10 protein-coding genes are annotated in these 13,409 nt (G+C 73.7%); all 10 read left to right on the plus strand.

The genetic code is table 11. The features are described 5' to 3' along the window. Position 1 precedes the first annotated feature (1 nt). Positions 2 to 1,249 carry a precorrin-6y C5,15-methyltransferase (decarboxylating) subunit CbiE gene (cbiE, locus tag ACQEU6_RS40080; RefSeq protein ID WP_499338914.1) on the plus strand — a complete coding sequence of 416 codons (1,248 nt, stop codon included), beginning with the start codon at positions 2 to 4 and terminating at the stop codon, positions 1,247 to 1,249. Continuing rightward, on the plus strand, positions 1,246 to 1,842 hold the full coding sequence (locus tag ACQEU6_RS40085; protein WP_499338915.1) for a precorrin-8X methylmutase: 597 nt from the start codon (positions 1,246 to 1,248) through the stop codon (positions 1,840 to 1,842). Before cbiE ends, ACQEU6_RS40085 begins: the two co-directional genes overlap by 4 nt. Beyond that, a complete protein-coding gene (gene cobC / locus ACQEU6_RS40090) occupies positions 1,839 to 2,864 on the plus strand; it encodes an Rv2231c family histidinol phosphate aminotransferase CobC (protein ID WP_499338916.1) in 1,026 nt (341 codons plus the stop codon). Before ACQEU6_RS40085 ends, cobC begins: the two co-directional genes overlap by 4 nt. A gap of 19 nt (positions 2,865 to 2,883) precedes the next feature. Continuing rightward, on the plus strand, positions 2,884 to 3,963 hold the full coding sequence (gene cobT, locus ACQEU6_RS40095) for a nicotinate-nucleotide--dimethylbenzimidazole phosphoribosyltransferase (RefSeq protein ID WP_499338917.1): 1,080 nt from the start codon (positions 2,884 to 2,886) through the stop codon (positions 3,961 to 3,963). Positions 3,964 to 4,090: 127 nt separating this feature from the next. Then, positions 4,091 to 5,329 (plus strand): uroporphyrinogen-III C-methyltransferase, encoded by a 1,239-nt coding sequence (cobA, locus tag ACQEU6_RS40100; RefSeq protein ID WP_499338918.1) that lies wholly within the window; start codon positions 4,091 to 4,093, stop codon positions 5,327 to 5,329. Further along, entirely contained in the window at positions 5,326 to 7,332 is a 2,007-nt protein-coding gene (locus ACQEU6_RS40105; protein ID WP_499338919.1) for a GTPase family protein, read from the plus strand. The genes cobA and ACQEU6_RS40105 overlap by 4 nt, the downstream gene beginning before the upstream one ends. After that, on the plus strand, positions 7,329 to 9,038 hold the full coding sequence (locus ACQEU6_RS40110; protein WP_499338920.1) for a GTPase family protein: 1,710 nt from the start codon (positions 7,329 to 7,331) through the stop codon (positions 9,036 to 9,038). The genes ACQEU6_RS40105 and ACQEU6_RS40110 overlap by 4 nt, the downstream gene beginning before the upstream one ends. A gap of 85 nt (positions 9,039 to 9,123) precedes the next feature. After that, on the plus strand, positions 9,124 to 9,585 hold the full coding sequence (locus ACQEU6_RS40115; RefSeq protein ID WP_499338921.1) for a single-stranded DNA-binding protein: 462 nt from the start codon (positions 9,124 to 9,126) through the stop codon (positions 9,583 to 9,585). Positions 9,586 to 10,373: 788 nt separating this feature from the next. After that, positions 10,374 to 11,663 (plus strand): sensor domain-containing diguanylate cyclase, encoded by a 1,290-nt coding sequence (locus ACQEU6_RS40120; protein ID WP_499338922.1) that lies wholly within the window; start codon positions 10,374 to 10,376, stop codon positions 11,661 to 11,663. 47 nt (positions 11,664 to 11,710) lie between these two features. After that, positions 11,711 to 13,375: an energy-dependent translational throttle protein EttA gene (gene ettA, locus ACQEU6_RS40125; protein WP_499338923.1), complete on the plus strand. Its 1,665-nt coding sequence runs from the start codon at positions 11,711 to 11,713 to the stop codon at positions 13,373 to 13,375. Positions 13,376 to 13,409 lie beyond the last annotated feature (34 nt).

A 13,409-nucleotide genomic window follows, 5' to 3' on the forward strand; every position in this document is an offset into this window, starting at 1 on the left:
GATGCTGACGGTCGTCGGCCGCGACGGGGCGCCCCTCTCCGAGGGGGCCAAGGCGGCTCTGGAAAGCGCCACGCTGGTCGTAGGAGCCCCAAGCCATCTGGACGGGCTGCCCCTGGCATCGGATGTGCGCACGGTCGCCACTACGGAACTCGTCGAGGTGCTCGAAGGCATCGATGTCACTGAAGAGGACGTCGTGCTCGTCGTGGACGGTGACCCCGGCTACTTCGGCGTCATTCGCGAGCTGCTCGAAAAGGGCCACGCGCCAGAGACCTTCCCAGCGACGCCCACGGTGGCGCGTGCCTTCTCCCAAGCAGGACTGCCCTGGGACGACGCTCTCGTCGTCTCGGCCAAGGGCGGGCACCTGAGGCAGGCCGTCAACGCGTGCCGCGCCCATCCGAAGGTGGCCGTGCTGACCGAGCCGGGTGCGGGGCCGTCCGAGCTGGCGCGCGCGCTGTTCCCCGTCACGCCGCGCTCCTTCGTGGTCTGCGAGGACCTGGGCGGGCCTAAGGAGCGCATCGTCTACGTCCGTCCGGCGGAGGCGACCACCCGCCCGTGGAACGACCCCGAGGTCGTGCTCGTCCTGGACAACCGTTACGCGCTGGGAGAAGCGGGGTGGGTCTCCGGGCCCGTGCTCGGCCCCGCCGGGTGGGCGCTCCCGGCGGACGCCTTCGGCGACGGGCCCGGCCCGCGCCCCGACGTGCGCGCCTTCGTCCTGGCCAAGCTCGGCCCGAGGGTCGGCGACATGGTGTGGGACGTGGAGTCCGGCGACGGTTCGGTCGGCATCGAGTGCGCCCGCTTCGGCGCGGCCGTCGTCGCCGTCGACCGCGACCATTCCGCGTGCGCGCGGGTACGGGAGAACGTCCGCCTGCACGGCGTCAAGGTCGCGATGGCGTCCGGCGACGTCCGGTCCAGCGCCGAGCACCTTCCCGAACCCGACGCCGTCTTCCTCGGCCGCGGCGGGCCGGAGGCCGTCCGGGCCTGCGCGGCGCTCCGCCCGTCCCGGATCGTCGTCCTCGCCGCGCCCGGCGAGGCTCACGCCATACTGGACGAACTGGGCGGGCAGGGTTTCGCCGCCGACGCCGTCCGGCTCCAGGCCGCCCCGCTGACCCCGCGGGACGAGGCCGCGGAGGCCGTGATCGTCGTCTGGGGCGAGCGCGGCGCCCGCACCCCCGCGGGGCGGCCGTCCCGGACGAGCCGCCCCATCGAGACCATCCCCGCGTTGCCCGGAGTTGTGGAGGAGCGCAGTTGACCGTCCGCCGGCCCCACCCGATCGAGGTGCGCTCGTATGAGGTCCTCCGGTCCCGCGTCGACCTGTCCCCGATGCCGCCGCTGTGGCGCGCGGTGGCCGAGCGGGTGATCCATGCCACCGCCGACCTGGAGTACGCGGTCGACCTGGTGACCGCCGAGGAGTGCCTCGCCCAGGGCTGGGCCGCGCTGCGCGCCGGCGCGCCGATCGTCACCGACGAGGGCATGGCCGCCGCCGGGATCAGCGCCCGCGAGGCGGTCTGCCACGCCGCCGACCCGGCCGCCGCCCGGATGGCGCGCGCCGCCGGCATCACCCGCTCGGCCGCCGCCGTCCGGCTGTCGTACTCGGAGGTCGGGCCGGGCGCGGTCTGGGTGGTCGGCTCCGCGCCCGAGGCGGTGTTCGAGATCGTCGCCCGCCGGGTCAGCCCGGCCCTGGTGATCGGGACGCCGGTCGGCTTCGTCGGCGCCCGCGAGGCCAAGGAGGCGCTGCGCGCGAGCGGGCTGCCGCAGCTCAGCAACGTCTCGGAGAAGGGCGGGTCGGCGGTCGCGGCCGCCGCCGTCAACGCGCTGCTCTACTACGAGGCGGAGCGGTCGTGACCGGGGCCGACGAGATCGACCTGCGCCACCACGGCGACACCGAGGTCGGCGACGGCCTCGCCGACTTCGCCGTCAACGTCCGCGCCGGCACGCCCCCCGCGTGGCTGGCCGAGCGGATCCGCGCGTCCGTCGACGGCCTCGCCGCCTACCCCGACCCCCGTCCGGCCCGCAAGGCGGTCGCCGCGCGGCACGGCAGGTCCGCCGAGGAGGTGCTGCTCACCGCCGGGGCCGCGGAGGCGTTCGTGCTGCTCGCGCGCGTGCTCACGCCGCGCCGGGCCGTGGTGGTGCACCCCCAGTTCACCGAGCCGGAGGCGGCCCTGCGGGCCGCCGGGCACGAGGTGGAGCGGCTGGTCCTGGACAAGGACTTCACCCTCGACCCGGGGGCCGTCCCGGACGGCGCCGACCTCGTCGTGATCGGCAATCCGACCAACCCGACGTCCGTCCTGCACCCCGCCCGCGCGGTCGCCGCGCTGGCCGCGCCCGGACGGACGGTCGTGGTCGACGAGGCCTTCATGGACTGCGTCCCGGGCGAGCCGGAGAGCCTCGCCGCCCGGCTGCCCCCGGGAGTGGTGGTCATCCGCTCCCTGACCAAGACGTGGGGGCTCGCCGGACTGCGCGCGGGGTACGTCCTGGCCGATCCTCACCTGGTCGGGCGGCTCGCGGAGGCGCAGCCGCTGTGGGCGGTGTCCACGCCCGCGCTCGCCGCCGTCGAGGCGTGCTCCGCCCCCGAGGCCGTCGCCGAGGCCGAGGCGTGGGCCGTCGAGCTCGCCGCCGAACGCGACCGGCTGGCCGCGGAACTGTCGGCGAGGGGCCTGTACGTCGTGCCCGGAGCGCGCGCGTCGTTCCTGTGCCTCCGCGTGCCGGACGCCCTGGGCATCAGGGCCCTGCTGAGGCAGCGCGGCTACGCCGTCCGGCGCGGGGACACCTTCCCGGGGCTCGGCCCGGACTGGCTGCGGATCGCCGTGCGCGACCGTCCGTCCAACGACCGCCTGCTGGACGTGCTCGGCGAGCTGGGCATCTGACCCCCCCCGAAAGGACACCATGAACCTGATCGAGGAGACCGTCGCCTCCATCACCCCCATGGACGGGTCGGCCATGCGGGACGCCCGCGACCTCCAGACCCGGCTCACCAAGCCGCCCGGGTCCCTCGGCGTCCTGGAGGAGGTGTCGGTCCGGCTCGCCGGGCTCGCCGGCCACTGCCCGCCGCCGCTGCCGGAGCCCGCCGCCGTCGCCGTGTTCGCCGCCGACCACGGCGTCCACGCCCAGGGCGTCACCCCGTGGCCGCAGGAGGTCACGGCGCAGATGGTGGCCAACTTCCTGGCCGGCGGCGCCGTCGTCAACGCGTTCGCCGGCCAGGTCGGCGCCGCCGTCACCGTGGTCGACATCGGGGTCGCCGCCGAACTGCGGGAGGCCCCCGGCCTGCTCCGCCGCAAGGTCGCGCCGGGCACCGCCGACATGACGGCCGGGCCCGCCATGACCGCCGAGCAGGTCCGGCGCGCCGCGGAGACCGGCGTGGAGGTCGCCCGCGACCTCCACGCGCAGGGCGCCCGGTGCCTGCTCACCGGGGATATGGGGATCGCCAACACCACCGCCTCCGCCGCCCTGATCGCCGCCTTCACCGGCCTGCCGCCCGAGCGGGTCACCGGACGGGGGACCGGCATCGACGACGCCACCCACGCGCGCAAGGTCGAGGTGGTGCGCACCGCCCTGGAGCGGCACGGGCTCCTCGGCGGGCGCGGCGCGGCGCCGCTGGAGGTCCTCGCGGCCGTCGGCGGGCTGGAGCACGCCGCGATCGCCGGGTTCGTCCTCGGCGCGGCGGCCCTGCGCGTCCCCGTCGTCCTGGACGGCGTGATCGCCGGTGCCGCCGCCCTCGCCGCCGCCGCGCTGTGCCCGGACGCCCTCGGCGCGTGCGTCGCCGGGCACCGCTCGGCCGAGCCCGGCCACGGCGCCGCGATCGAGTCCCTCGGCCTGCGGCCGCTGGTCGACCTCGAGCTGCGGCTCGGCGAGGGAACCGGTGCCCTGCTGGCGTTGCCGCTGGTCCAGGGCGCCGCGCGGGTCCTGCACGAGGTCGCCACCTTCGACTCCGCCGGAGTGAGCGAGAAGGACGCCGGGCGGCCGTAACGGCGCGATCACGGAATGAGTCACGCTCGGCTATCGAACGGGCGGTGCCCCTCTCCACGGACTCCCCGAGCCGAGTACCTTTGTTCCACAAAGAGACTGTCCGCCACCCGCGTCCGAGAGATCCACAGTGCCCCCGTACCTGCTTGGCCTGCGACTCGGCGGGCGACGCGTCCTCGTCGTCGGCGGGGGGCGGGTCGCCCAGCGCCGCGTGCCCGCCCTGCTCGACGCGGGCGCCGAGGTGGTCCTCGTGTCTCCCTCGGTCACCGCCACCCTGGAGGGCCTCGCCGAGCGCGACCGCATCACCTGGCACCGGCGGCGCTACCGGCGCGGCGACTGCGCGGGCGCCTGGCTCGTGCAGGCCGTCACCGACGACGCCAAGGTCAACGGCGACGTGGTGGCGGAGGCCGACGCCGCGCGGATCTGGTCCGTCCGGGCCGACGACGCCGAGTCGTCCCCCGCCTGGACCCCCGCCAGCGGGCACGCGGGCGACGCGACCGTCGGGGTGCTCCTCGGCGGCGACCCGCGCCGCGCCGCCGGCATCCGCGACGCGGTGGTGGAGGGCCTGCGCGACGGCGCCCTGGAGTCCCGGCACTCCCGGAGCAAGCCCGCGGGCGTCGCGCTCGTCGGCGGCGGGCCGGGCGACCCGGGCCTGATCACCGTGCGCGGGCGGCAGCTGCTCGCCATGGCCGACGTCGTCGTCACCGACCGGCTCGCCCCCGGCGGGCTGCTGGACGAGCTGGCCGCCGACGTCGAGGTCGTCGACGCCGCCAAGATCCCCTACGGCCGCACCGTCACCCAGGACCGCATCAACGAGTACCTGGTCGAGCACGCGCGGCAGGGCCGCTTCGTCGTCCGGCTCAAGGGCGGGGACCCGTTCGTGTTCGGGCGCGGCGGCGAGGAGGCCCTGTACTGCGCCCGCCACGGCGTCCCCGTCACGGTCGTCCCCGGCATCACCAGCGCGGTCGCCGTGCCGTCGGCCGCGGGCATCCCGGTCACCCACCGGGGCGTCGCGCAGGAGTTCCACGTCGTCTCCGCGCACGTCCCTCCCGGGCACCCCGACTCGACCGTCGACTGGGAGGCGCTGGCCCGTGCCAACGGGACGATCGTCCTGCTCATGGCGGTGGAGCGGATGGGGCTCATCGCGGCGGCCCTCATGCGCTATGGTCGGTCGTCCGGAACGCCGGTGGCCGTGGTGCAGGACGGCACTCTCCCCGGCCAGCGGGCGCTGACGGCGACGCTGGGCACGGTGGCCGACGCGATGGCCGCCGCAGATGTCCGGCCCCCGGCGATCGTGGTCGTGGGCGACGTGGTCAACGTGGCACAAGAGATCGACATGATTCGAGCGGACTTGGGACGGGATCCGTGACACCCCCCGCAGAGCAGAGCACGGTCCACGACGAGGAGGCCGGCGCCGGCTCGGGCCGGGCCGGAGAGCCCGCCCCCGACGAGGCCGCGACGCCCGGCGAGACCACGGGCGGCGACGACGCGCCCGGCGAGGACACGGGAGGCCGCGAAACGGCAGCCGAGAAGCAGACCTCGAAGAAGGGCGCGGCCGAGGACGACGCCGCGCCCGGCGACGAGGCGACGGACACCGGGACCGCGGGCGCCGAGGGCGTCAAGAAGTCCGAGGCCAAGTCCAGGCGCGGGCGGCGCCGCGCCCCGAGGGCCGGGACGACGGTCAACCGGGGGGAGCTGGTCCGCGCCCTGACCGCGCTGCGCGAGCAGCTCGGCGCGTTCGACCTCCTCCTGGACGTCCCCGGCGTCGAGCAGGCCCGCGAGGCCCGCGACGAGCTGCGCGCCCAGCTGGTCGACTACGTCCTGCCGCGCGTCCAGGCCGCCGGCGCCCCCATGCTCGTGGTGCTCGGCGGCTCCACCGGCGCGGGCAAGTCCACCCTGGTCAACACGCTCGTCGGCGCCCGCGTCAGCGCGACCGGCGTGCTGCGCCCCACCACCAGCAGCCCGATCCTCGTCTGCCACCCCGACCACGTGCGGTGGTTCATGGAGGGGCCGATGCTGCCCGGCATGGGACGGGTCCGCGGCCCCGCGCCCGACGCCATCGCGGGCGACCAGCTGGTCATCATCGCCAGCGACGTCCTGCCGCCCGGCCTCGCCCTGCTCGACAGCCCCGACTTCGACTCCGTCTTCGAGGACCACTACGAGTTCGCGACCAAGCTGATGGCCGCCGCCGACCTGTGGCTGTGCGTCACCACCGCCGCCCGGTACGCCGACGCCCAGGTCTGGCAGATGCTCCAGCGCGCCAAGGAGAACGGCGCCACGATCGGCGTCGTGCTGTCGCGCGTCCCGCAGGGCGCGGGCGCCGGCGGCGGCGAGATCGTCGAGCACTTCGCCGAGATGCTGGACGAGCACGAGGTCGGCGACGCGCGCCGCTTCACGATCCCCGAGACCCGGATCGAGGAGAGCCGCCTCCCCGAGGAGACCGTCGAGGACATCCGCGACTGGCTCACCGGCGTCGCCGAGGACGCCGAGGACCGCGAGATCGTCGTCAGCGACACCCTCGCCGCCGTCCTTGACAGCTTCCGCACCCGCGTCCCCGAGGTCGCCCGGCAGGTCGAGGCGCAGGTCGAGCGGCGCACCGAGCTGGCCAGGGAGGTCGAGGCCGGGTACGGCACCGCCCTCGCCGAGCTGGACGAGGCCACCCGCAACGGCTCGCTGCTGCGCGGCGAGGTGCTGGCCCGCTGGCAGGACTTCGCCGGCACCGGCGACCTGCTGCGCGCCCTGCACGTCCAGCGGCCGCGGCGCGGCCGCGCCGCGAACCGCCGCCACCGCAGCCCGGCCCGCGTGCGCGCCCTCAAGGCGGCGCTGCGCAGCGGCCTGGAGTCGCTGATCATGGCGTCCGCCGAGCACGGCGCCGAGCAGGTCATGGCCCGCTGGCGCGACCACCCGGCGGGCGCCCAGGTGCTCGCCGGCGCCGACGACGGCCTCGCGCACGTCTCCCCGGAGCTGTCGCGGCGCGTCACCCGGGCCGTCAGCGCCTGGCAGGACCACGTCCAGGAGTTGATCCGCACCCATGGCGTCACCAAGCGCTCGGTCGCGAAGCTCGTCTCGTTCGACACCGAGGCGGTCTCGCTCGTCCTGATGATCGGCCTGCTCGGGTACGGGACGTCCGACGTGGCCGTGGAGGGCGGCAACAGCGCCGTCCCGCAGCGGCTGCTGAAGGCCGTCTTCGGCGCCGAGTCCCTGCGCGGCATGGGCGCCAAGGCCCGCGCCGACCTGCGCAGCCGCATCGGCATGCTGTTCGACGAGGAGGCCATCCGCTTCGGGCAGGTGCTCGACTCCGCCGGCATCCCCGACGAGACCGTCCCCGTCCAGCTGTACCAGGCCACCTACAACCTCGAGGTTGCCCGATGACCACCTCGGCCATCCCCGCGAACTCCCCCGCGGGAACCGGCGAGACCCCGCTCCCCGACCTGACCGGAACCGGCGCCCCCGCCGGGACCGCCGACCCGCCCGGGCTCGTCGAACGTCTCGACGGGCTCGACCGGCTCGTCCAGGCGGGCCTCGGGAGGCTCGACCAGCCCGTCCTGGACGACGCCGACGCGCTGCTGCGGCGCGCCGGTCAGCGGCTGCGGCTGTCGGGCGACCACACCGTCGTCACCCTGGCCGGCGGCACGGGCAGCGGCAAGTCCTCGCTGTTCAACGCCATCTGCGGGCTGGAACTGTCGCCGACCGGGATGCGCCGCCCGATGACGTCGAAGGCCCACGCGTGCGTCTGGGGCCTGGACGGCGCGGGCCCCCTCCTCGACTGGCTCGACGTCGACAAGCGCCACCGCTACGCCCGCGCCAGCGCCCTCGACCTGGAGCGCGCCGACGCCACCCTCCAGGGCCTCGTCCTGATCGACCTGCCCGACCACGACTCCATCCAGGCGATGCACCGCGCCGAGGTCGACCGGTTCGTCACCATCGCCGACCTGCTGGTCTGGGTCGTCGACCCGCAGAAGTACGCCGACGCGGCCCTGCACCGCAACTACATCGTCCCGTTCGCCCGGCACACCGGCGTCACCCTGATCGTCCTCAACCAGGTCGACCGGCTCGCCCCGCACGAGATCGACGAATGCGTCGCCGACCTGCGCCGCCTGCTGGAGGCCGAGGGACTCGCCGACCCCCGGATCGTGACCACCTCCGCGGTCGCCGAAGACGGCGTGCACGGCTTCCGCGACACCCTCGTCGACACCGTCGCCGCCCGCCGCGCCCGCACCGAGCGGCTGACGGCCGACGTCGACCGGGCCGCCGAGCGGTTCACCGGCTACCGCTTCGACGCCGAGCCGCCCGTCACCGTGGACGACGGCCGCAAGGCCGAGCTCCTGCAGGCCCTCACCGACGCCGCGGGCGCGCCCGCCGTCGCCGAGGCCATGGAGAGCGCCTACGAGCTGCGCGCCGCCGACTTCATCGGCTGGCCCGTCACCGCCATGGTCACCCGGCTCCGGTCGGACCCGCTGCGCCGGATGCGCCTCACCGAGCTGCGCGAGGAGCTGCGCAACGCCTTCACCGGCCCGATCGGCGCCCAGCAGGGCGACGTCGACAACGCGCTCCAGAACGTCGCCGAGGGCGTCACGGCCGAGCTCCCGCCGCACTGGGGCCGCTCCGTCCGCGCCGCGGCCCGCTCCCACGCCGCCGAGATCCCGGAGGCGCTCGGCGAGTCCCTCAAGGACGCCCTGCCCACGTTCAACGTGGTGCCGCGCTGGTGGTGGCTGGTCAAGACCTGGCAGTACTTCCTGGTGCTGGTCGCCGCCCTCAGCGTCGTGTGGATCGGCTTCCTCGTCGCCTACGGCCTGCTCGACCTCGGCGGCGACGACCAGGACGGCCTCATCGGCCAGGCGGGCCTGATCCCGTACGTCGCCATCCTGGTGGTCTGCACGCTCGGGATGGGCTGGCTCACCGCGTCCGCGTGCCGCAACATGGTCGCGCTGTCGTCCGCCAAGCACGGCGAGAAGATGGAGCAGCACATGCGCCAGGGCATCGAGCGCGTCGCGCGCGAGAAGGTGATCGTTCCGGTCGAGGAGGACCTGGAGGTCTACGCCCGCTTCCGCCGGGACGTCGACGTCGCTCTCGGCTGAGTTATCCACAGTTCCGCGACCCGGGGCGCCGCCCTCCGAGTCTGAGCCACCGTTGTCTCCGTACGACGAGACAACGGAGGACGCGATGAACGAGGCGCACGTCACCATCACCGGCTGGGTAGCGGCCGAGCCCCGCTACGCCGTGACGGCCAACGGCCACCCCTTCCTGTCGCTGCGCGTGGGCTGCACGCCCCGCCGCTTCGACCGGCAGTCCGGCCAATGGCAGGACGACGAGCCCCTGTACGTCACGGTGAACTGCTGGCGCGGCCTGGCCGACAACGTCAACGCGTCCGACCTCCAGCGCGGCACGCCCGTCCTGGTCACCGGCCGCCTGCGCATCCGCCAGTACGAGCGCGACGACCAGTGGCGCTTCTCCGCCGAGATCGAGGCCACCACCCTGGGCCCCGACCTGACTCGCGGCACCGTCGACTACCGCCCCTCCCAGCGCAGCGGCCCCCTGACCGACGAAGACCGCCAACTCGCCCGAGACACCGCCGACCAATGGGCCCTGACTCCCCCCACAGAAGAAGAACCCAAAGCCGCCTGACCCCCACCGCTCAAGAAACAACGCCCAAGCAAAGCAACAACCACCCAACCCCACACACTCGGCGACCAGGTTGCTGGTGGCGAGGTGAGGCGGGTGACAGCCGGCGGGGCTCGGCGCGGTCGGCGAGCTGGTTCCGATGGCGGTTCGAGCCGGACGGTAACCCGCCCGGCTCCGCGCACTCAATGGTCAAGCTTCCCCGCCGACGTGTGTGGCAGGTCGAACCGGTCTGGTGCGGCGTGGTTGATGGCGAGGTACCTGTTCGCGGAACGCGACGGGCAGCAGTCGGCACGGCTCGGCGTAGTTGGTGGCCAGGTCGCTGGTGGCGGGTGGGGCGGGTGGCAGTTGGTGTGGCTTGGTGTGGTCGGTGGGCTGGGTTTCGAGGTGGGTGGGGGCCAGCCCGGGGCCGTGCTTCGGTGGCTGGGTCTTGGTGGGAGAGCGCAGGGGGGGCGGCCAGGTGCGGCCACTGGCGGTGGGGTGGAGGGGCTGGGTTGTGACGGGGGGTGCCGGGGTGGGGGTGAGGTCTGAGGGGGGTGGTGGGGGGATGTGGGCCGTGGGAGCGGTGATCGTGCGCCCTCGGCGTCGCGGATGGCTGTCAGCTGGTCAGATCCAGGAAACGCCGCGCATGGTGGTCCCCCTCAGGAAGATCGGGCTCCGCGGATCAGCGAGCCCGGATGCAGGTGATCAGAACGGTCACCGGCATGTGCGTTCCCGAACGTACCTGTTTCACGCCCGTTCCGCACACGTTGCAACTATCGTGTTACACAACGTGATGTGCGTAAGGGGGAAGGATGACGGCAGTGCAGTCGTCCGCCGAGGACCGAGGTGGGGAGCTGGTCCGCAGGCCCAGGCGCCGGGCGCGGCTCGGGCGTCCGGCCCTGCTCGTGGTCTACGTGCCGGTGGTCGTCGCCGTCCATCTGGTGCTCGTCGTCGCGGGGCTGGTCGAGACCCCGTTCCGGGGCGACGATCTGATGACCTTCGTGGCCCTGCTGGCCTGCGGCGCCGTGTGCATCGAGGCGACGCGGAGGCTGGGCATGCCGGCGGGGGTCGCGCGCGACCTGCTGTCGGCCTGGTGGCTGCCGGTCGCGCTGCTGCTGCCGCCGGTGTACGCGCTGCTGATCCCGGTGCCCATGCAGGCGCTGCTGCAGTTCCGCGTCCGCCGGACGCTGGTCTACCGGCGGGCGGTCGTCGCCGCCGCGCTCGGGATCGCCGGGGCGTGCGCGTCGGTGGTGTTCCACCGGGTGGTGGCCGATCCGCTGCAGGGGGCGCCGCAGTGGGTCGTCGACAGCTACCCGGGCATCCCGGCGGCCGTCGGCTGCGCGGCGCTGTTCACGGTGGTGAACGCGGCGATCGTCGCGGTCGCCGCGCACGCCGCCGATGCCGAGAGCCGCTGGCGGGACGTCCTGTGGACGCGCGAGAGCCTCCTGCTCGACACGGTGGAGCTCTGCGTCGGCATCCTGGTGGCGATCACGAGCGCCCTGTCGCTGGGGCTGCTCCTGCTGGCCCTCCCGCCGGTGATGCTCCTGCAGCGCAGCCTGATGCACCAGCAGCTCCAGGCGGCCGCGCGCACCGACGCCAAGACGGGCCTGCTGAACGCCACCGCGTGGCAGCGCGAGGCCGACACCGAGCTCTCCCGGGCCCAGCGCACCCACGACGCCGTCGCGCTCCTGCTGATCGACATCGACCATTTCAAGCGGGTCAACGACACCCACGGCCACCTGGTCGGCGACCAGGTTCTGGTGGGGGTGGCCAGCACCCTGTGCCACCAGCTGCGCGACTACGACGTGGTGGGCCGGTTCGGGGGCGAGGAGTTCGTCGTCCTGCTGCCGGGCGCCGACACCGTGGAGGCCTGCCGCGTCGCCGAGCGCCTCCGCGGCCGGGTGCGCCGCCTCGCCGTCCCCGCCGAGGAGGGAACGGTCACGGTGACGGTGTCCGTGGGGGTGTCGTTGTTCCGCACCCACGGCCAGGACCTCCTGGAACTCATGACGGCGGCCGACCTGGCGCTGTACCGGGCGAAGTCCTCGGGGCGCGACCGGGTGTGCCTGCCCGCCCTTGAGGGTCCGAAGCCGTCCGGCAACTGAGGCGGCGACGCGAAAAACAGGTTCCAGGACCCCCTAGTCTTGAGGATATGGCCGAGTACATCTACACGATGCAGCGTGTGCGCAAGGCACATGGCGACAAGGTCGTCCTCGACGACGTCACCCTGCATTTCCTTCCGGGCGCGAAGATCGGTGTCCTGGGGCCCAACGGCACCGGCAAGTCGACGCTGCTGCGCATGATGGCCGGTCTGGAACAGCCCTCGAACGGCGACGCGCGCCTCATGCCGGGGTTCAGCGTGGGCATGCTCCAGCAGGAGCCGCCGCTGAACGAGGAGAAGGACGTCCTCGGGAACGTCCAGGAGGGCGTCGCCGAGACCAAGGCGATGCTCGACCGGTTCAACGAGATCGCCGAGCAGATGGCGACGGACTACTCCGACGCGCTGATGGAGGAGATGGGCAAGCTGCAGGAGCAGCTCGACCATCGCAACGCCTGGGACCTCGACAGCCAGCTCGACCAGGCGATGGACGCTCTGCGCTGCCCGCCCGGCGACGCCGACGTGTCGAAGCTGTCGGGCGGTGAGCGGCGGCGCGTCGCGCTGTGCAAGCTGCTGCTGGAGGCGCCCGACCTGCTGCTCCTGGACGAGCCCACCAACCACCTGGACGCCGAGAGCGTCCAGTGGCTGGAGCAGTTCCTCGCCAAATACGAGGGCACCGTCCTGGCCGTCACGCACGACCGGTACTTCCTCGACAACGTGGCCACCTGGATCCTGGAGCTGGACCGGGGCCGCTGCTACCCCTACGAGGGCAACTACTCGCTCTACCTGCAGAAGAAGGCCGACCGGCTCAAGGTCGAGGGCAACAAGGACGCCAAGCGCAAGAAGCGCCTCGAGGACGAGCTGGAGTGGGTGCGGTCGAACCCCAAGGCGCGCCAGACCAAGAGCAAGGCCCGTCTTGAGCGGTACGAGGAGATGGCGGCCGAGGCCGCCAAGCACCGCAAGCTGGACTTCGAGGAGATCCAGATCCCGCCGGGCCCGCGCCTGGGGCAGACGGTGATCATCGCCGACAAGCTGACCAAGGGCTTCGACGACCGGCTCCTGATGGACGACCTGTCGTTCAACCTGCCCCCGAACGGGATCGTCGGCATCATCGGCCCGAACGGCGTCGGCAAGACCACGCTCTTCCGCATGGTCGTCGGCGAGGAGCAGCCGGACGCGGGAGACCTGCGGGTCGGCGAGACCGTCAAGGTCTCCTACGTCGACCAGGGCCGCGGCGGCATCGACCCGAAGAAGACGGTGTGGGAGGTCGTCTCCGACGGCCTGGACCACATCAACGTCGGCCAGGTCGAGATGCCGTCCCGCGCGTACGTCGCGGCGTTCGGGTTCAAGGGCCCCGACCAGCAGAAGCCCGCCGGCGTCCTGTCCGGCGGCGAGCGCAACCGGCTCAACCTGGCGCTGACGCTCAAGCAGGGCGGCAACGTCCTGCTGCTGGACGAGCCGACCAACGACCTGGACACCGAGACCCTGTCCAGCCTGGAGAACGCCCTCCTGGAGTTCCCCGGGTGCGCCGTGATCACCTCGCACGACCGGTGGTTCCTGGACCGCATCGCCACGCACATCCTCGCGTGGGAGGAGGGCTCGAACTGGTTCTGGTTCGAGGGCAACTTCGCCGACTACGAGAAGAACAAGATCGAGCGGCTGGGCGCCGACGCCGCCCGCCCGCACCGGGTCACCCACCGCAGGCTGACCCGCGACTGACTCCGGTCGCCCCGAACGGCCGCGCGATCCCGAT

The sequence above is a fragment of the Spirillospora sp. CA-108201 genome, assembly GCF_050936235.1.
Lineage (GTDB): Bacteria > Actinomycetota > Actinomycetes > Streptosporangiales > Streptosporangiaceae > Spirillospora.

Bases quoted from the DNA above. Each gene is read 5' to 3' on its own strand.
- cobT (WP_499338917.1), top strand. From the start codon at position 2,884: ATGAACCTGATCGAGGAGACCGTCGCCTCCATCACCCCCATGGACGGG.
- ACQEU6_RS40120 (WP_499338922.1), top strand. From the start codon at position 10,374: ATGACGGCAGTGCAGTCGTCCGCCGAGGACCGAGGTGGGGAGCTGGTC.
- ACQEU6_RS40110 (WP_499338920.1), top strand. From the start codon at position 7,329: ATGACCACCTCGGCCATCCCCGCGAACTCCCCCGCGGGAACCGGCGAG.
- ettA (WP_499338923.1), top strand. From the start codon at position 11,711: ATGGCCGAGTACATCTACACGATGCAGCGTGTGCGCAAGGCACATGGC.
- cbiE (WP_499338914.1), top strand. From the start codon at position 2: ATGCTGACGGTCGTCGGCCGCGACGGGGCGCCCCTCTCCGAGGGGGCC.
- ACQEU6_RS40115 (WP_499338921.1), top strand. From the start codon at position 9,124: ATGAACGAGGCGCACGTCACCATCACCGGCTGGGTAGCGGCCGAGCCC.